The sequence below is a fragment of the Streptomyces sp. HSS9-12 genome (genome assembly GCF_054963655.1).
Map to the genome: position 1 here is coordinate 93,808 of NZ_JBUEGC010000018.1, position 17,432 is coordinate 111,239.

General features: G+C 67.9%; 16 protein-coding genes and 1 pseudogene. 8 read left to right on the top strand and 9 right to left on the bottom strand.

Annotated features, from left to right (window positions below; all coding sequences use genetic code 11):
• Positions 1-164: 164 nt before the first annotated feature.
• Together ACY34J_RS12375 and ACY34J_RS12380 are read left to right on the top strand one after the other, a co-directional pair.
• Positions 165-1,133 carry a LysR family transcriptional regulator gene (locus ACY34J_RS12375; protein ID WP_462728408.1) on the top strand — a complete coding sequence of 323 codons (969 nt, stop codon included), beginning with the start codon at positions 165-167 and terminating at the stop codon, positions 1,131-1,133.
• Between the two features lie 668 nt (positions 1,134-1,801).
• Positions 1,802-1,936, top strand: a complete 135-nt coding sequence (locus ACY34J_RS12380) for a phosphopantetheine-binding protein (RefSeq protein ID WP_462728409.1) — start codon at positions 1,802-1,804, stop codon at positions 1,934-1,936.
• Positions 1,937-2,258: 322 nt separating this feature from the next.
• Here the strand turns inward: ACY34J_RS12380 and ACY34J_RS12385 are convergent, their stop codons facing one another.
• Positions 2,259-3,320 (bottom strand): NAD-dependent epimerase/dehydratase family protein, encoded by a 1,062-nt coding sequence (locus ACY34J_RS12385; RefSeq protein WP_462728410.1) that lies wholly within the window; start codon positions 3,318-3,320, stop codon positions 2,259-2,261.
• Between the two features lie 300 nt (positions 3,321-3,620).
• On the opposite strand from ACY34J_RS12385, the pseudogene ACY34J_RS12390 reads away from it, so the two are divergent.
• Positions 3,621-3,809, top strand: a pseudogene (locus ACY34J_RS12390) (ribose-phosphate pyrophosphokinase-like domain-containing protein); the annotation flags it as partial.
• Between the two features lie 45 nt (positions 3,810-3,854).
• Here ACY34J_RS12390 and ACY34J_RS12395 read toward each other — a convergent pair.
• From ACY34J_RS12395 to ACY34J_RS12410, 4 genes are all read right to left on the bottom strand, one after another.
• Entirely contained in the window at positions 3,855-4,526 is a 672-nt protein-coding gene (locus ACY34J_RS12395) for a CBS domain-containing protein (RefSeq protein ID WP_462728411.1), read from the bottom strand.
• A 367-nt stretch (positions 4,527-4,893) separates the two neighbouring features.
• Positions 4,894-7,314: a phosphoenolpyruvate synthase gene (gene ppsA / locus ACY34J_RS12400; protein WP_462728412.1), complete on the bottom strand. Its 2,421-nt coding sequence runs from the start codon at positions 7,312-7,314 to the stop codon at positions 4,894-4,896.
• Positions 7,315-8,020: 706 nt separating this feature from the next.
• Positions 8,021-8,665: a CBS domain-containing protein gene (locus ACY34J_RS12405; RefSeq protein ID WP_462728413.1), complete on the bottom strand. Its 645-nt coding sequence runs from the start codon at positions 8,663-8,665 to the stop codon at positions 8,021-8,023.
• Between the two features lie 768 nt (positions 8,666-9,433).
• Positions 9,434-9,817: a hypothetical protein gene (locus tag ACY34J_RS12410; protein ID WP_462728414.1), complete on the bottom strand. Its 384-nt coding sequence runs from the start codon at positions 9,815-9,817 to the stop codon at positions 9,434-9,436.
• On the opposite strand from ACY34J_RS12410, the gene ACY34J_RS12415 reads away from it, so the two are divergent.
• On the top strand, positions 9,816-10,700 hold the full coding sequence (locus tag ACY34J_RS12415) for a hypothetical protein (protein WP_462728415.1): 885 nt from the start codon (positions 9,816-9,818) through the stop codon (positions 10,698-10,700). The two genes, ACY34J_RS12410 and ACY34J_RS12415, sit on opposite strands and share 2 nt — an antisense overlap.
• A 24-nt stretch (positions 10,701-10,724) precedes the next feature.
• On the opposite strand, the gene ACY34J_RS12420 is transcribed toward ACY34J_RS12415, so the two are convergent.
• Complete coding sequence (locus ACY34J_RS12420; protein WP_462728416.1) at positions 10,725-11,138, bottom strand: PIN domain-containing protein; 414 nt, start codon at positions 11,136-11,138, stop codon at positions 10,725-10,727.
• Complete coding sequence (locus tag ACY34J_RS12425) at positions 11,135-11,392, bottom strand: type II toxin-antitoxin system VapB family antitoxin (RefSeq protein WP_462728417.1); 258 nt, start codon at positions 11,390-11,392, stop codon at positions 11,135-11,137. Before ACY34J_RS12425 ends, ACY34J_RS12420 begins: the two co-directional genes overlap by 4 nt.
• 370 nt (positions 11,393-11,762) lie before the next feature.
• On the opposite strand from ACY34J_RS12425, the gene ACY34J_RS12430 reads away from it, so the two are divergent.
• The 3 genes from ACY34J_RS12430 to ACY34J_RS12440 all read left to right on the top strand — a co-directional run bounded on the left by ACY34J_RS12430 (position 11,763) and on the right by ACY34J_RS12440 (position 13,099).
• On the top strand, positions 11,763-11,921 hold the full coding sequence (locus ACY34J_RS12430) for a hypothetical protein (RefSeq protein ID WP_462728418.1): 159 nt from the start codon (positions 11,763-11,765) through the stop codon (positions 11,919-11,921).
• Between the two features lie 193 nt (positions 11,922-12,114).
• A complete protein-coding gene (locus ACY34J_RS12435) occupies positions 12,115-12,246 on the top strand; it encodes a hypothetical protein (protein ID WP_462728419.1) in 132 nt (43 codons plus the stop codon).
• A gap of 340 nt (positions 12,247-12,586) precedes the next feature.
• Positions 12,587-13,099 carry a hypothetical protein gene (locus ACY34J_RS12440; RefSeq protein ID WP_462728420.1) on the top strand — a complete coding sequence of 171 codons (513 nt, stop codon included), beginning with the start codon at positions 12,587-12,589 and terminating at the stop codon, positions 13,097-13,099.
• A gap of 724 nt (positions 13,100-13,823) precedes the next feature.
• On the opposite strand, the gene ACY34J_RS12445 is transcribed toward ACY34J_RS12440, so the two are convergent.
• Positions 13,824-14,534 (bottom strand): tetratricopeptide repeat protein, encoded by a 711-nt coding sequence (locus ACY34J_RS12445; RefSeq protein WP_462728421.1) that lies wholly within the window; start codon positions 14,532-14,534, stop codon positions 13,824-13,826.
• Positions 14,535-15,676: 1,142 nt separating this feature from the next.
• On the opposite strand from ACY34J_RS12445, the gene ACY34J_RS12450 reads away from it, so the two are divergent.
• Positions 15,677-16,524, top strand: a protein-coding gene (locus tag ACY34J_RS12450) for an IS5 family transposase (RefSeq protein ID WP_462728422.1) whose coding sequence is annotated in 2 segments (ribosomal slippage) — positions 15,677-16,034 and positions 16,034-16,524 — 849 coding nt in all. Because the reading frame shifts where the segments join, the coding sequence is not laid out codon by codon here.
• Here the strand turns inward: ACY34J_RS12450 and ACY34J_RS12455 are convergent.
• The gene (locus tag ACY34J_RS12455; protein WP_462728423.1) at positions 16,494-17,315 is read right to left on the bottom strand and encodes a class I SAM-dependent methyltransferase; all 822 of its coding nucleotides are present in this window, start codon (positions 17,313-17,315) and stop codon (positions 16,494-16,496) included. The genes ACY34J_RS12450 and ACY34J_RS12455 overlap by 31 nt on opposite strands.
• Between the last annotated feature and the right edge of the window lie 117 nt (positions 17,316-17,432).

Consider the following 17,432-nt stretch of genomic DNA (forward strand, 5'->3'; position numbering starts at 1 on the left):
CGGGCTCTTCCTGTGTCTCATGGGAAGGAGAGCGCCGGGCGGACGGTTACGGGCATGCTGCGATCCGGTGAACCGCTCGGCGAATGCGACGACCTTCGCAGACGCGTGACTTGGGCACAATGGCAGATTCCTTCAGTACGGTTTAGCTCAGCTAAACTCTTCGCATGCTGAACGTGCGCCGTCTGCTACTGCTCACCGAGGCCGCCGAGCGCGGCTCGCTCACCGCCGCCGCGGAGGCCATGGGAATGACCACCTCCGCCGCCTCCCAGCAGATGTCCCTGCTGGAACGGGAGGCCGGACAGCCCTTGATCGAACGGCTGCCGCGCGGCATCCGCACCACCCCCGCGGGCGCCGCCCTGGCCGAGCGGGGCCGGGTCATCCGCCGCGAACTGGGCGCAGCCGAGGCCGATTTGGAGTCCTTCGCCGACCTCGACCAGGGCACTCTCAGGCTCGGCTCCTTCCCCACCGCCAGCGCCTCACTGCTGCCGCTCGCCCTCACCCGGTTCAGCCACCGTCACCCCGGCGTGCGGATCGTGGTACGTGCCGGAGTCCTCGACCAGCTGCGCGAGATGCTGCACACGGGCGAGGTCGAGCAGGCGCTGCTGTGGGACTACGAGTGGAACCGCGTCGACGACGACGCCCTCGCCGTCACGCACCTTCTCGACGACCCGACCGTGCTGGTCGTGCCCGCCGACTCCCCGCTGCGCACCCGGCCGGCGCTGCGCCTCGGCGACCTCGCCGATCAGGAGTGGATCATCCGCGCCGACAACCATCCCGTCGCCGACGTTCTGCGCCGCAGCTGCCGCCGGGCCGGGTTCGAGCCGCGTATCGCCTATGCCTCGCACGACTACCAGGAGGCACAGGCCATGGTCGCGGCCGGTCTCGGCATCGCCCTCGCTCCCCGACTCGCCCTCACCAGCCGCCGCAGCGACGTCCGCCTGCTGCCCTTCGGCTCCGACGTGCCCGCTCCCACCCGTCGCATCCTGCTCGCCCGCGCCGCGACCCGCGCCGCGACCCCACCTGCCCAGACCATGGCCCGCGTACTGTGCGCGGTGGCACAGAAGTTCACCGACGCCAGCCTCGACCGCACTCAGCTCGGCGCTGTGCGAAGAGGCGGCATCGGAAGCGTCTGAGAACCGCTGCGGAACAGAGGCGAGAGGCGCCGCTTGCCCCTTGAGCTGGAAGTAGCGCACGTGCCCACGCCGTACGGCATCGCCACCCTGCGTGCTGCCCCACCGCACTCGCCGCCTCCGCCGCCAACCGAGCGGCGAGTGATCGGGCTCGAGCACGAGGCAGCCGAGCCATGAAGGAGGGGGTGCCCCCTCGCCTCATTGAGACGACTGCACGAAGGCGGCGAAGCCGAATCCGACAGGCCGGTTCCGAAGGGCGGGTGCGCGGGATAGGCTCCCCGTACGCGGCTGACCTGCGAGAACGGCCACGGGATCGGCCCTCGGGCGCAGGGGGGAGCCCCCGCTGCGCCGGTAAGGAACTCCGCTGCTCGCAGGTCTGGCCCCCGGCGGGCCGGCCGGATTGGCCAGGATCTCTGCTCGTTGCGAGCCTCTGGCTCTGCCGCGCAGCCCAGTCCACGGGCCGCTCAGTGGACGTGGAGTGGACGGAAGGGCCAGGAAGGATCCGGAAGGACCCAGAAAGCTCCGTCACCCGAATGGCCTATGACCTGCGGAAATATGCGATCACCACCGCGGACACACCGCGCTGAAGGGCCAGCCATCCGCCGGCCGCGTCCCCAACCTCTCAGGGCAATACAGCTGGAGCCCAACGACACCTTCCGCGAGCTCTCGAGATGGACTCGCTGGACTTTCTCAGCTTCATCGAGGCCCTCAGCGAACGCACCGGCCTCCGCATCGACGGCGAGGACACCGCTCAGCTCACCACGCTGCCCGGCTGTGCCGACTTTCTCGTCGCCCGCACGAAGTGAGGTGCCGTAGCCGAAACGTGCGGCATCCATACGATGACGAGGCCCGTTGTCAAACGAGCTGGCGACAACGTCAAGGACACCAGGTCGTTGCGGTGTGTGGGAATGGTCGGCGGTGGCCATGGCGGCGCCAGATCATCCACCTGGTGCAGCAGGCCCAGGCGTCCAATGCCCCGATCCAGAGGCTCGCAGCCGCCGTCTCTGCCCACCTCGTACCGCCGTCACGCCAACGCCGTCGGTGCGTTCGTGCTGTGGTTGACCACCCATTGGTCCGGCACCGGCCCTGCCCTGCTGCTTACGGCCTGCCATCCGAGCCGGGGCAGCTTCATGGTCGGGCGCCGACCCTGGTCTTGGCCTCACTGGCACGTCCTGTCGGTGAGGCCAGTGGCGGAGTGGGCATGCCCGCGTCTTCGCGGAGCCCGGCCAGCCACTCCTGCAACGCCTCCTGGACGGTGTACCGGGGCGTCCAGTCCAGTTCCCGCTGTGCCCGCAACGTGTCCATGATCGGAAAGTGCAGGACCGCGTCGAACAGGGACGGGGGCGTGCGCAACAGATGCGTCCGCCAGGCGGCGGAGACCGCGGCCCGGACCGGTCGGCCCGGCATCGGGAAGGTCCGTGCACCGAACATCTCGGCCAGCATGGCCGCGTCCACAACGGGTTCAGCAGCCAGATTGAACGCGCCGCGCACCGGGCGCACGGTGGCCTGCCGGAAGGCCTCGGCCGCGTCGTCGGTGTGCAGGGCCTGGTACCGCATGCCGGGGATGGCCGGGATGGCAGGCATGCGCTCCGGGCGGGTCAGGCGCTTGGGCACCAGCGGGCCGCGGAACAAGCGGTGCTGCTCGCACGCGGCTTCCCGCTTGAACATGAAGCCCGGCCGCATCCGCACCACACGGATCTCGGGATGTTGGAGTTCGAAGATGTCCAGGACGCGCTCGACGTAGGCCTTCTCCCGGCACAGCGTCGCCTCCGGCCAGCCGTCGGTGGGCCAGGACTCGTCCACAGCCCGGTCCTTGGGTCCGGGCGAGTAGGCCCCGACGAAGGACGCGTAGATCAGCGCGGGGACGCCGGCTGCAGCCGCGGCATCGAAGACCCGGGTGCTGCCGTGCACGTTCGTGCGCCAGGTCGTCGCCGGGTGGTGCGTGGGCTGGAACAGCCACGCCAAGTGGATGACGGCGTCCGCGCCGGCGAAGCGTCCGGCCAAGTCGGTGCTGTCGTCTGCGATGTCCACGCTCGCCCACCGGGTCTTCGCCGGAGACCATTGCGGAAGCCGGCGGGCCAGCCCCAGTATCGAGTCGATCTGCGGGTCCGCACCGAGCGCCTGGACGACGCTGGTGCCGACGTTGCCGGTGGCCCCGACGACCACTACCCGCATGCCAGGAGATGCCATGGAACTCGCCTGCCCTTCCGACGCTGAGGGAATTCTTCGAGTACCGCGCCACGGCCGGAAGACGACAGCGGCGCCACGCGCGGCCACGCGATGCCGCAGGCAGAGGACGAAGGAGCCACTCAGCCACAGCCCCGTCGGCCGACCCGGCTTGCAGCCGTCCGAGCGGGGTCGACACGGTCAATGCTCCTGACGGGTCCCGAATCCGGGTGGCGGGTGCGGTCGACGGCCGGATGATGAGAGGAGGTCGGCAGAGCCGTTCACTCCGGAACCTCTCAAAACCGACTGTCCCCGGGAGGAGTGATGATCGGTCCTCGAATCGTGTCCGGATCAGCACACCAGGCGCTTGCCGGTGCCGTCGCGGCCGCGCCGGACGTGCAGCCCGTGGCCTGCGAGCTGGAGCGGTTTCCGGACGGTGGGCTGCGTCCGGCCGTCGGCCAGGTGCTAGGTGCGGACGTGTACGTGATCCAGCCGACGGGGCCGCGGGTGAACGAACACCTGGTCGCGGGAGTCGATGGGCTCGATGCGTGGCTGTGGTCAGTCCGCAGCGGCCCTGTCGTCGATGGCGTAGTCGATCAGCGGCCTCACGGTGACCACCCCGTCCACGCCCTTGGCGAGCCGTTCGGCGATCTGGGCGGTGCTGCGTTTCTCGACCTCGCCGCGCAGGGTGACGACGCCGTCGTGAACCTGGATCTGCACCTCCTGTCCGCTCAGCTGCAATATCGCTGTTAGTACTTCGTCGCGTATCTCCTCGCGTATCTCCTCGTCGGGACGCAGGAAAACGCGTAGCAGGTCCGGGCGGCTGACGATGCCGATGATGCGGTCTGTTTCGTCCACGACCACCAGTCGCTTGACGTGGTGGCGGTCCATCGCACGGGCCGCCTGGGCGACCGGCCAGTCGGCATGAGCGGTGGCCACGGGGGTGGTCATCAGCCCTGCGGCGTTCTCCGCGCGTGCCTTGGCCTTCTCGTGCGGCCACCCGGGGGGTGTTGCCTTCCCACCGTACTGGTCGGGCTGTTCTGCCTGCTTGCGGAGCAGATCGGCTTCGGACACCAGCCCCATCGGCGCACCATGCTCGTCGGCCACAGGTACGGCGCTGATGCCGTGGGTGGTCAGGAGGGACGTGATCTCCTTGAACGGGGTGTCCGGGCGGACGGTGACGACATCGCGTGTCATCACTTCGCTGACGGTGTTGTGCTGGGCGGTCATCGTCGTAGCTCCTTCCTGCCTTCGTGTCGCGCGGTGGACTGCTCACCCCCCACCTCTCCACTGTGCTCCTCCTGTGTACGGCCCCTGCCGGGGCCGATGGTCTCCCCAATGCCAGAGACACCTGTTGAGCAGGGCTCGCGGCGGAGTCACCCGTGTGACTCCACCATGCGTACTGTCCGGTGGCCGCTCTGGCCGGTGGTCCCGGCTCCGGCACTACCTGAGGAATTCCCCATCCAGTTCCTGCGTCAACTGCCAGAACAGGTCGTCGAAGGAGATCATGCCGATAAGGCGCCCTTCGGCCAGCATGGGAAGGTGACGCACCTGGGCCGCACGCATGGCCGCCCGCGCTGGCAGTCCGCTGCTCGGGTCAACCGGATGAGGCGCTGGTCGGGGGCGGCTCCGACTGGCGCAGGGCGCGCTCGGCCGTGGCGACGTTGTCCTTGACGAGCAGGAAGCTGTCAGGAGTCACCGAAACCGAGTCGATGCCGGCGTCGACCAGGAGGCGGGCGAAGTCGGGGTCGTCGCTGGGGCGCTGGCCGCAAAGCCCCACCTTGCGACTCTTGAGATGGGCAGCGCCGATCAGGGTCCGGATGCTGGTGGTGACGGCCGGGTCACGCTCGTTGAACAGCGCGCGCAGCTGCTCGGAGTCCCGGTCGACACCGAGGGTCAGTTGGGTCAGATCGTTGCTGCCGATGGAGAAGCCGTCGAAGCGGTCGCTGAATGCCCCAGCGAGGATGATGTTGGAGGGGATCTCCGCCATCACATACACCTCCAGGGCGTTGTGGCCGGGGACCAGACCGTGGTCTGCCATGGCCTCCAGGACGCGGTCGGCCTCCTCAAGAGTGCGGCAGAACGGGATCATCGCGACCGTGTTGGTGAGCCCCATTTCGTCGCGGACCCGGCGCAGTGCCCGGCATTCGAGGCCAAAGCCTTCGCGGTAACCCTCGCTGTAGTAGCGGCTGGCTCCCCGCCAACCCAGCATGGGGTTGTGCTCCGCGGGTTCGAACTGCCTGCCGCCGATGAGTCTGGCGTACTCGTTGGTCTTGAAGTCGCTCATCCGGACGATGACCGGCTTGGGCCACCAGGCTGCGGCGATGCGCGCTATGCCGTAGGCCAGCCGCTCGACGAAGTACTCCGCCTTGTCGGCGTAGCGACGGGTCAGCTCGGCGATCCGATCACGGTCGGACTCGTCGGCCAGCTCGTCGAAGCGCACCAGCGCCATGGGATGGATCTTGATGTGGGTGTTGACGATGAACTCCATCCGGGCCAGTCCGACGCCGTCGGCGGGCAGCCGCCACCATCGGAACGCCGCTGAGGGGTTGGCGATGTTGAGCATCACCCTGGTCGCCGTGGCCGGCACCTCGGCCAGGTCGATGTCTCGTTCGTCGTAGGCGAGGACGCCGTCGTAGACGACGCCTTCCTCGCCCTCCGCGCAGCACACGGTGATCTCCCGGCCGTCGGGGAGCACGCTCGTGGCGTTGGTGGTGCCGACGACGGCGGCCACGCCGAGTTCCCGGCTGACGATCGCCGCGTGCGAGGTACGTCCGCCATGGTCGGTGACGATGGCGGCTGCCCGTTTCATGATCGGTTCCCAGTCCGGGTCGGTGGTCTCGGTGACGAGCACGGCACCGTCCTGGAACCGTCCAATCTCGGCGGCACTGCGCAGGTTGCACACCGGACCGGCGGCGATGGCGTCGCCGACGGCCAGGCCGGTCGTCAACCGTTCGCCGCGCTCCTTCAGCCGGAAGGAGCGCAAGGTGGCGGCCGGTTTGCGGGCCTGAACGGTCTCTTGCCGGGCCTGGACGATGTACAGCTCGCCGGTGTTGCCGTCCTTGGCCCACTCGATGTCCATCGGATGCCCGTAGTGCTCCTCGACGAGCACCCCCCACTTGGCCAACTGCAGGATCTCCGCATCGCCGAGCACACACGCCGCCTGCTCCTCATCGGTAGCCGCCACGGTCACCGTGGGCTGCCGCGCGCCGTCGCCGTAGACGACTTTGGTCTGCTTGCTGCCGACCGCTTTGGAGATCACCGGTGTGGTGCCGACCTGGGCGAGCAGCGGCTTGAACACTTGGTACTCGTCCGGGTCGACCCGACCGCCCACGACGGACTCCCCCAGGCCGAACGCCGCGTTGACGAGCACCACGCTTGGGAACCCACTGTCGGTGTCGAGCGTGAACATCACGCCCGCTCCGGCCCGATCGGAGCGGACCATCTGCTGCACGCCGATCGACAGAGCCACTTTCAGGTGGTCGAAGCCGTGGTGCTCCCGGTAGCTGATGGCCCGGTCGGTGAACAAGGAGGCGTAGCACCGCTTGCAGGCCGCCAGCAGGGCCCCCTCGCCCCTGATGTTGAGGAAGGTCTCCTGCTGCCCGGCGAAGCTGGCCTCGGGAAGGTCCTCGGCGGTGGCGCTGCTGCGCACCGCAACGTCCGGGTTGGCCCGCCGCAGGCGGTCACCCAGAGCCCGGTACTTGCAGCGGACGACCTCGGCAAGGTCGGGCGGGAACTGGGCGCCGAGGAACATCCGCCGGATCACCTCGCCGACCTCGGCCAGCTCGGCGCCGCGATGCAGCGCATCGATCCGCTCCGACACCCGGGGGCCCAGGTCGTTGGCAGTGAGGAAGTGCCAGTATGCGTGCGCGGTGGTCGCGAAGCCGCTCGGGATCCGTACGCCCTGCGGCGACAGGTTGCGGATCATCTCCCCGAGTGAGGCATTCTTGCCGCCGGCCACGGCGGTGTCCGCCATCGAGAAGTCCTCCGACCACCTGGCCAGATCCTGCTCAGCCATCGCGCTCTCCTTCCGATGGCGGGGGAAGCCCGATGCCTGCGAACGCCTTCGCCAGTCGCGTTCTGGGTGCTGCTCGAGCTCGTGGCGGGGGCCGCGCAGGAAAGCGTTGCCGACAGGGGGCTGGCGTCTCGGACCGCCGCCGGAGTACTCAGGCGGCGGGTGAGCCCGCCCAGCGGCATCTGGCCTTCACCTCGAATCACCACCGTGAGATCTCCCCTTCAACCGTACGAAGACTTGGTGAGGGCCGCGCGCCGAGCCCCCTCGGTAGTGGCCGCGCTCCGCGTGGCCACGGCGGGCCCGGCCTCTCTCAGCCTCCTGCCAGGGGCACTGCCGCACGCTGGGATCGAACGGGACAATCAGGGCTCCGCGCTCGTCAGACGAAGGAGAGACACGATGACGATCGTCCGACGCAGGGTCGCACTGATCGTCATGATGCAGCTGGCCGGCGCGGCGAGGCTTCCACGTAGACCGAGCCGACGGGGGCTGCCAGCTCGTCATGACGGTGAACGCGCACGCCGCGTCCAGAGCGGGCGATGCTGGCTGCTGCACGAGGAGTCGGAGACGTCTTGTCCGGCTACGGGGACCGGGCGTAGGCCAGTGTCCCCCTTCACGGAGTCCGGCGGTCGCGCGCCGCCACCGCCTGACTCTACCGGCACAGGCCCGGCGCCCGCCCTACTCCTCAGCGAACCGGGTCTGCGACCCGGTCTTAGCCCGCCCGGGCGGCGGTGAGGTGAGCGTCCACGGTGACGACACCGTCGACGCCGTGGCAGAGGCCCACGACCACTGGGACGAGACGCGGTTCCGGGAGGTGCCCTCGCAGGGTGACGACCCCATCCCGGACCTCTACCGCGACGGTGCCCTCGCCCAGGCCGAGGATGCGCCCTAGAACTTGCCGCTCCACCTCGCCGCGGATCTCGACGTCGGAGCGGATGAAGGTGTCGAGCAGGTCGCTGCGGCTGACGATGCCGGTGAGGAGCCCGTGGTCGTCGACCACCGGGAGCTGCTTGACGTGCCGCCTGCGCAGTTCCCGCGCGGCCCGGGGAATCGTCCAGTCGGCGCGGGCGGTGAAGACGGGGCTGCTCATGAGCGCGCCCGCGGTCCGGGCCCGGGCCTTGCCCCAGGCACGTTCCTCGTTCCCGTCCTGCCCCTGCGCATCGGGCATGCCGGTCTCGTGCCGCAGCACGTCGGATGCGGACACGACGCCGACGGGCGCGCCGTCGTCGTCGACGACCGGAGCTGCGGCGATGTCGTTCGCGTCCAGCCGGGCGGCGGCCTCCTGGAGCGGTGTGTCAGGGCGGAGGGTGACGACCTCCTCGGTCATCACGTCACCGACCGTGCGACGGTGCAGCATGGCATCGGCCTCCTCCGCTGTGCGACGGGGCGGTCGCGGTCGGACCGCCCGGGGGGACTACGCGCGGCGCGCCGGCCTTCCGCCGCCTTGCCGGCTCGTCCACGTCTCTCTCTCACCCATGACAGCACCAAGCCGCTCCGGCGACCACTGACGTTAGCCTGGCAGGGAGCCGTGCCTTGGCGGCCTCGATCGATGCCGCGCGACGTCCGTGTTGTACCGGGCTTTCCGATTCTCCAGCCAGGTGGGGTGGCCAGGCGGTTCCTGCCGAGGCGACGCAGTGCAGCCGGCGTCTGGTACGCGGTCAGCAGGAGGAGGGCCGACCTGGACTTGCTGTAGTCGAAGGCCCGTTCCAGGGCCGGGAAGTACTCCAGCATCTGGGCTGGGATGTAGAGCAGGTGCTGGTCGGGGTTGACCAGGAGGGCGATCAGTAGGGCGGCGCCGTCGCTGTCCAGGTCGATGGCCCAGGTGACGCTCTCGCCCCAAGCGAGCACGTCGCCGATCGAGTCAGCAGCTCGGCCTCGTCGTTGAGTATGCGTCGAGACAGCTTGCGCCGTCCTTCGGCATCGCTCACCACGCAGTGGTGAGCGCCCTTCTTCGCATCCGGGCCAGCCCGCAGTTCGGGCACCAGTGCCTCCGTCGTCCGTGTTCAGTTGCTGTCCCGCCATTAGCGGTAAGCGTGATCTTGGATAGGGAGGCGCTGCGGCCGCTTCTTGCAGTGGTGTCCTCATCCTCCTCCGGTCGTGCAGCTTCGCAACTCCGCGGTACAGGTCAGGAGGGGGTACCCAGGGTGAGCTGGGCACAGTGGAAGTCGAAGTGCTGGGTGGGATACCGGTAGACGTCCTCGAGGGTCATCGCGTCCTGGAAGAACGGATCCCACCGCACTGGAAAGTGCATCGTCCGAGCCAACTTCTCCTCCGGCTCGGCATCAAGGCGATGGGACAAGGCGGCAAGGGTGCGATCGAACTTCACACCCATGCGGCGGCGGTTGTACACCAGGGCACCGCCCACGGCCCCCCAGTAGTTGATCAGGTCGAACGGGCGCGTCAAGGCATTGAGCAAACGCGTCCAAGCGCGGCTCGCGCCCGGCGGAAGACGACCGAACAGACGCACCAGCGGAAGCAGCGCCAGCACGACGATGTAGCCGAACAGCATGTGCGGGCTGGCCCGGATGCGGCAGTTGGCGGCCGAGGCGCTCAGGCGCAGGCCGTCCGGCTGGGCGGAGCGGTACCTGATGGAACGCCTGGTCAAGGCGGAGGGCGACATCGACGCGCTGGTCGCGCTGCACGCGCAGGACCTCGACCCGTCCGGTGCCACCCATCTGCGCATCGCCGAGGAGCTGGAATCGGCGGGCCGCGCGGACGAGGCGCTCGCCTGGGCGGAGCGCGGACTACGGGAGTGCGCCGCCGAGACGCACATCGACGGCCGTCTGGTCGACCATGTGTGCGCCCGGTACGCGAAGGCGGGGCGGCCAGACGACGTGGTCGCGGTGCGGCGGGACCGGTTCCGTGTCGAGCGGTCCCTGGCCGCTTACCAGCAACTGCGCGGTGCTGCCCAGTCGGCGGCGTGCTGGGAGGCTGAGCGCGTGGCGGCGCTGTCCGCCTTGAGGGAGGATGCCCGTCATGATCGCGGCGGCTGGTATGGCGGCCCTGTGCTGATCGACGTGCTGCTCGACGACGGCGACCTGGACGCCGCGCGGCGGGAGGCGGTCGGCCGGATCGACGACCGGCAGTGGGAGCGGCTCGCCGACCTGTCGCGTGAGACGCGTCCAGCCGAGGCGCTCGGCGTGTACCTGCGGCTGGTCGAGGGGTTGAAGCAGCCGACCGGGGACCGCGCCTACGAGCGCCTGGCACGGCTGCTGCTGGGTGCACGTGACTGCCATCGTGCGCTGCGGACCGAGGACGCGTTCACCGTGTATCTGGCTAGTCTGCGGACGGAGCCGAAACGCAGGCGGAAGCTGATGAGCAGTACGGGCTGTGAAAGTGGGGGGTGCCCGGCGCCCGCTTACTGTGTGTGGGACGGCGTCTCTCAGTCCTGAGACCGATCAGCCCCTTGAGACCGGTCAGTCCTTGAGATCGATCATCCGTACCGGCTGTCCGGTCGTACGGGCGATCGCCTCGAAGTCGCGGTCGTAGTGGAGCAGCGTCAGCCCCGCCTCTTCCGCGGCAGCGGCGACCAGCAGATCGACGGGGCCGGCACTGCGATGCTCGCCCTTGGTGGTGAGCATTTCCTGGACGACGCATGCTCGCCGGAAGATGCCGTCGGGCATGGGGCACCAGCTGTAGTGGGCGTTCAACGTGCGCTTCACGCGCTCCCGGTCCGCCGCCGAGCGTGTTGAGTAAAGGACTTCCAGTTCGGTGATGTCGCACAGGGCGACGAGTCCCGCGCCGATCCTGTCGTCCCACTCGGCCGTGGTCCGGCCGAGGAGGACACGGGCGAGGGCGGAGGTGTCGATCAGGTAGTCGGCGACGGTCACTCGTGCGCCCCTGCGTCGTGGGCACCGTCCGGCCCGCCGGAGGGCCGGTACTTGCTCTTGTCAAGGAGGATGTCGATGTCCAGGGCGCCTTCGGCGGCCAGTTCGCGGGCTTCTCCCAGAGCGCGCAGTCGCCGGTAGCGGGCGGTGACCTCCCGCAGGGCGGTGTTGATGGTGTCGCGCTTGGTCGTGGTGCCGAGCTCCTTGGCGGCGGCCTCCAGCGCCTCGTCGTCGAGATCGATCACGGTGCGGCTCATGGCGACCCCTTGCATACGGCGTTGTATATCAATATACATTACCTGGTATGCCTGGCGGGGTGTTGCCTGTTCCGAGTCGCCTGCGCCTGGCAGCCCGGCAAGAGTGGCCGGGATTGCCGATGCCGGGGTTCTCATCGGGAAGAATGCCAGGACGATAACGTCCCGGTGCATAGACCGCTGGGCCCGGAGCAGGTGCGCGCGTAGGCGGCGTGGTCGAGGTCGTGGATCTCGTCGGTGAGGCCCTGGAACTCCCCGCAGGGCGGGACGACCAGCCGCACGGGGTGGTGGGGACCGCCGAGGGAAGCAGCGGTGCGGGTAGGGGCGTAAAGGATCGTGGATGCCCAGGGGCAGCAGTTCGAATCCACTATCAATGACACGACTGCGGGCCCTGGATTCCCGGGAAGCATCAGCGTCGAGCCGGGCGGACGCCGCCCTCGGGTTCATCGTCCGCGAGGTGCCGACGGCATCGAAGATCGCCAAGGTGCAGTTCGCCATGAACAGCGGGTTCTCCCGGGACACCGGTCAGTAGAGGGTGCCCTGACCTGACGGAGAGCGTACGGAAGATGCCAAAGAGGGCTCTTGCGCCCGTAAGGGACCTGTTACCGCGTGCCGTGGCCCTGCTGGGATGCGATTCCTTCGAAGGGTCCAACGGTCCGGGAGGCGGATTGTCGCTTCATCGCCTCTCCGTCCTCCGTCTTCCTCGTCTTCTCCAGGAGCACTCGATGGATGTGGCCTTCGTCGTCGTCACGGTCGCGGTGTTCGCGCTGTGCCTGTCATCGTCAAGGGGCGGCGAAACTGCGACCGTCGAGAACGTCGTCGACCTGATCGCGGTCGTCTCCTGGTCGGCTATCTGATCCTCGCCTCATCAAGCCGGAAGTTCTGAGCACGCCCATGAGCCCCGTCCTCCCGTCTCGCCCGGCCGTCCTTCCCGCCCGTGAGGCACCGGGCCGACCGGAGATGCCGCTTCCCGCCGCGTAGCGAGACGACGCCACATAGGATTTCCGGGCCACGTGACGGTCCTTCAGAATGGGTCATGGATGTCCGCTGTCGACGCTGCCCTGCGGGAAATCGAAGCACTGTGCAGAGCCGTCAAGCTCGACAAGGCCCAAAGCCTGGCCAATGGGTTGGTAGACGGTCTTCCCGTCCATGATCTGGAGGCGTGGGAGACCCAGATCCGGGCAAAGAGAACGCCGCGTGACCGAACCCGACCCCTTCGACCGACCCGGCACCACCCCGGCACCGCGCCGCCGACGCCCGGCCTTCGCCGGACCCCGCGACGAGATCGACCTGCCGCCCTTCGACCAGATCGCCCCCACCCTCGAACCGCCGTGGAGCAAGGAGGACACCGACACCCCCGACCGCACCGCCGCCTACCAGCACCCCCACGGCCACCGCATCGGCCTCCGCGTCCAGCCCCACGGCCTCGCCATCCAGACCTGGATCACCGCAGGCCCCGACCTGCCGCCGATCCCCGACGGCACCGACGTCGAGCAAGCCGAAGCACAAGCCGCCAACGACGCCCGGCTCCAGCCCGGCCGCACCTGGCACGCCGTCCTGACCACCCGCACCAGCAAAGCCCTGGCCGCAGTCCTCGGCACACTCGTCCGCGACCACCTCATCCCCGCACTCACCCGCAAGCCAAAGCACGTCAGCACGACACCCGGCGAACCACAGCCCGACACCACCATGGAAGGACCCGCCACATGACGCCCCTGCGCATCGCCAGCCCCAGCGATTTCATCGAGCTGATGCCGTTCCTCCTCGGCCACACTCCGGAGAACTCCCTGTCCTCCACGGCGCCCTGACCATCAATCCCACGTGTCGCATGGCCAACCTGCTCCACGACTCCATCAACCGCGGAGTCGATAGGGGAAAGCTTCTGGCGGCCTTCCGCACAGGCCACGTGCTCAGACGAGCGGGGACGGTTTGACGGGTAGCCGCGCTGCGGGGTTCTTCAGTTCCCACCCACCGGTCGGAAAGGCAACCTACGGGATCGGGCCAACTGACGGTGGAGGGGGTGATTGGGCGGCAGTCAGTGGAGGGCCTTGCCCAGCCGAGACGGCGGAAATGCCCCGGCGTGAAGCGGCACTGACTCCCTCTTCCAAGCGTCTGCCTGGTGCGCGGGACAGAGCAAAAATGACGGCGAGCGAGACAGACGGTGCGCCTATCGCAAAGCCTGCAACTATGGGCTCGCCAACGTCCAATGCGTACTTAGCGAAGATCACCATCAGGCCAACCGAACCGATAGCTAGGAACTGCCCGAGGATCTTTGTGGCTGCGCGGGCTGTCTCAAGACGGCGCCTGTGTCGTTCTTCCGCGAGCGACTCCGAGAAAATCTCTGCAGCCAACCCGGGCTTTAGTGCCTCCCACTCTTGGGCGGCCTTGGGCGGGGGAAGCATGTCGCTCCATCGATTGGCCGATCGGCGGGCCACTATATGTTCTCCTCCCCACCGTTATCTGACACTGAGGAACCCAACGGCAAGGGAGACGGCCGCGGATCGGTCGAACGGGTTTGCGGCGACGCTAGCGAATCGTCGGCTTGGTGATCGTCGGCTGTCTCCAGCTCGCGCAATTTGCTTTCGAGGTAGGCCGTCATCCGCGCGCGGTACTCGCGTTCGAAGGCGCGTAGGTCCTCGACCCTGCGCTCCAGCGTTGCGCGTTCGAGTTCCAGTGAGTGGCCACCGTCGGTGAGGTGGGCCTGCGCGTCCTGCTGTGGCGTGCCAGTCGTGGTACGCGAGCTGGCCCAACTACCCGCATACACAGCGGGAGAGGTTGGCACATCGAGTTTGTTTATCACCTCAAGCAGATGCTCATGCGTCAAGCCAGGGCGCATGACAGCCTCTGCTTCTTCTTTCTTACCGCGAGAGTGCAATAGCCATGCCAGGCCTGTACGAGGCCGAAGGGCTACCGGGCGGCCCGTCGGCATTGTCAATGCCTGCCGGAATTTGACCTCAGCCTCGAGTAGATTGCCATTGGCGGCGAGGGTGTCGGCTAGTTCGATCAGGACGTCGGGGTCGTCAGGCGCCTGCTCGCTTGCCCGATCAAATAGTCGGACTGCTTGGTCTAGGTCTCCATGGGCTGCATACTCGCGCGCCAGACCTAGCGCAGAGGTGACGTCGATAGGGTGATGAAAACTACCCATTCCCGGGCCCTCCCGAACTGGGGGAGGGCCGAGGGTTTCGTACTTTGCACGAATGCGCTCTGAGAGTCGCGAAATTGCCGGTGCTTCGCTGGTGAGAGAGTCCGATCGGTCCACGAGCCCAGGAGCCATTACGCTGAGTGCACCCGACAGAAGGGCTGGCCACTCCAAGGTCTCACCCCCATGAGAAGCGTAGCCGTAGTGTCCGCCGACAGGTGGACGGCGGGCAAGCCCCCACACACCAGGGCGCCACAAGGTCACCAGCCGCACTGCACCCGTAGACGATCTCACACAGGTCCACATTTGCGTCGGTGTTTCCCCGTCCCGACATGTGCCGTTACCCGCCGTCTGCACAGCGGTGCATGCATGAAGGTTGCCGCGATCCGCTCGTCGACGTCGACCATGCCCGGCGAGTGAGACGCGGAACGTGCCAGACGACGCCGGATCGGTCGAGCATGGCGAGTGCGTCGGCGGTGTAGGGGGCGACATGGTCCAGGTCGACGGGGCCGGGCTCCGGCCGGAAGAACAACAAACTAACCTCTGATTATGCGGCCGACTAGGGAAGAAGCCGCGCGGCTTCACCTTCGGGCGAAGTGGGCGGGGCTCCTTTCGTGAGGTTAGGCATGCTGGTTGTGACCTGCGTTGATGCGGACATGAGGTTTTAGGAACCGTAGTTCGATTGTGTCGTGCAGTCCTCGTCGGCGGGCTTCTTCCCGTGGGTCTTCGGCCTCTGCTGGATCTGCCGTCACGGAAAAAGCGTCGGAGCCTGACGTGGTCTACGGCCAGGTGGACATGTGGCGAGTCAGGCCTCTGGAGAGATGACCGGCACGGGCGCAGGCCCGAGGGCAGGGCGTCCGGGTCTGCGCCTGATCGGTCGTTATGGCCTTGCGCACGGGACTGCAGTCCTGCTCCGGCCTCACCCACCCCGCTCTTGAAGGAACTCCGATGCTTGCCAGCTCGACTTCAGTCGCGCCGTCATGCAGTGACCTGCCTCGATGGGCGTCCGTGCTCCTCCGAAGGCGTGTGGAAACTCAGCAAGTGGCCCGGTAACGCCGGCACGCGAGTTGCATAAATCTCGCACGCTCCTGGGCTGGTGGTCGCGTTAGACGTCGTTTCTTTTGGCACGATCGTTCGTTGAACCGTGCATGACGGATCTCGTTGAGCGGCTGGTGCCGGACGGGTTGTGGGTGTTGTTCAGGCGGGTGGTGCCGCCGACAGTGCTCACGCGTCCGCAGGGCGGTGGCCGACGCCGGGCCGGTGACCGTGAAGCCTTGGCTGCGATCATCTTCGTGGCGACCTCGGGCTGCACGTGGCGGCAACTGCCGCCGGTGTTCGGTCCCGCTTGGCCCACGGTCTACCGCCGGTTCGCGCAGTGGAGCCGGGACCGGGTCTGGGCCAGGCTCTACCGCGTGATCCTCGACGAGCTCGGGGCGCGGGGCGAGCTGGACTGGTCGCGGTGCGCGATCGACTCGGTCAGTCTGCGGGCCACAAAAGGGGGCCATTGACGGGACCGAATCCGACCGACCGCGGCAAGTTGGGATCGAAGATCCACCTGATCACCGACCGGAACGGACTGCCGCTGTCTCTGGGTATCTCCGGCGCGAACATGCACGACAGCCAGGGCCTCGAGCCACTCGTGCGTGGCATCCCGCCCATCCGGTCGCGCCGCGGACCTCGGCGTCGACGGCCGGCGAAACTGCACGCGGACAAGGGCTACGACTATGACCACCTGCGCCGAGGTCTCCGTCGGCGGGGTATCCGTCACCGCATTGCCCGCAAGGGGGTCGAGTCTTCACAGCGGCTGGGCCGCCACCGGTGGGTGGTCGAAAGGACAGTGTCCTGGTTGGCCGGCTGCCGTCGTCTGCATCGCCGTTATGAACGCAAGGCCGAGCACTTCCTGGCCTTCGTCGGCATAGCCGCAAACCTCATCGGCTACCGCCGCCTGAAGCGACGAAGCGCCTGTCACGAGCGGGAGAACACAGCCACGTCGTAGCGTTCGACGACCGGCCGGGGCCTGTCCAACGCCTCGCTCCGGGCCGCGTCCTCCAGGCGGACAAGCCCCCGGTGGAACTCCTCATCGGTGAGATGGGTGAACTTCGACTGCGGACGGCTGACCAGCCTGGCGTGGTACTCCGCCAAGTTTGCTGCGATCGGCTGGGTGAAGGAGTTGACCTCGTCCAAGGTGAATCCGGCCGAGACGAAGTCGGCGACCACTTCCTCTTCACCCGGGAAACGCCGCTCGTCGATTGCCCGGAGTTGCGGCCAGTGATCGTACACCAGCGCGTCCAGCCGTTCGCGGAACGTGGTGCGAACGACCACTTTCCCGCCGACGCGCAGCACGCGGACCAGTTCCCGGGCTGCTCGCGCGCGATCGGGGATGTGATGGATCACGCGGGACATCAAGGCCAGGTCGAAGACGCCCGCAGCGGCGGGCACCGCGTCCGCCTCCCCCGACAGATACCGCACCGCGGGATGCGGATGATGCCGTCGGGCCTCAGCGAGCATCACCTCGGACGCATCGACGGCCACCACCTCACTTCCCTCGATCCAGCGAGCCATCCCGGCCGAGAAGACGCCCGTTCCCGATCCGATCTCGACGATGGACGGCGATGACCGCTGCACGTAGGAAGCGATCAGCTCGACCCAGGCCCGCAGCGAAGCCTCGGGCATCTCGTTGCCACGCTCGTAGGCGCCAGCCAGTCGCTCATCGTCATAGACACGGCTCATGGATCCGATCCTCACCCAGGGATCACACCCAAACAAGAACGCCTTCGCACGCCGCACGCACCCAAGGAAACGACGTCTTAGTACGCGTGGGTGATGCGGCGGCGGCGCATGACCGTGAGCAGGACCGCCTGTTCATGGCCAGCACCACCCGAACACCGCCGGTGACGATCCGGC

Excerpts from the sequence above, each read along its gene's own strand:
- ACY34J_RS12375 (WP_462728408.1), top strand. The coding sequence starts at position 165 with ATGCTGAACGTGCGCCGTCTGCTACTGCTCACCGAGGCCGCCGAGCGC.
- ACY34J_RS12380 (WP_462728409.1), top strand. The coding sequence starts at position 1,802 with ATGGACTCGCTGGACTTTCTCAGCTTCATCGAGGCCCTCAGCGAACGC.
- ACY34J_RS12385 (WP_462728410.1), bottom strand. The coding sequence starts at position 3,320 with ATGGCATCTCCTGGCATGCGGGTAGTGGTCGTCGGGGCCACCGGCAAC.
- ACY34J_RS12395 (WP_462728411.1), bottom strand. The coding sequence starts at position 4,526 with ATGACCGCCCAGCACAACACCGTCAGCGAAGTGATGACACGCGATGTC.
- ppsA (WP_462728412.1), bottom strand. The coding sequence starts at position 7,314 with ATGGCTGAGCAGGATCTGGCCAGGTGGTCGGAGGACTTCTCGATGGCG.
- ACY34J_RS12405 (WP_462728413.1), bottom strand. The coding sequence starts at position 8,665 with ATGCTGCACCGTCGCACGGTCGGTGACGTGATGACCGAGGAGGTCGTC.
- ACY34J_RS12415 (WP_462728415.1), top strand. The coding sequence starts at position 9,816 with ATGTGCGGGCTGGCCCGGATGCGGCAGTTGGCGGCCGAGGCGCTCAGG.
- ACY34J_RS12410 (WP_462728414.1), bottom strand. The coding sequence starts at position 9,817 with ATGCTGTTCGGCTACATCGTCGTGCTGGCGCTGCTTCCGCTGGTGCGT.
- ACY34J_RS12425 (WP_462728417.1), bottom strand. The coding sequence starts at position 11,392 with ATGAGCCGCACCGTGATCGATCTCGACGACGAGGCGCTGGAGGCCGCC.
- ACY34J_RS12430 (WP_462728418.1), top strand. The coding sequence starts at position 11,763 with ATGACACGACTGCGGGCCCTGGATTCCCGGGAAGCATCAGCGTCGAGC.
- ACY34J_RS12435 (WP_462728419.1), top strand. The coding sequence starts at position 12,115 with ATGGATGTGGCCTTCGTCGTCGTCACGGTCGCGGTGTTCGCGCTGTGC.
- ACY34J_RS12445 (WP_462728421.1), bottom strand. The coding sequence starts at position 14,534 with ATGGGTAGTTTTCATCACCCTATCGACGTCACCTCTGCGCTAGGTCTG.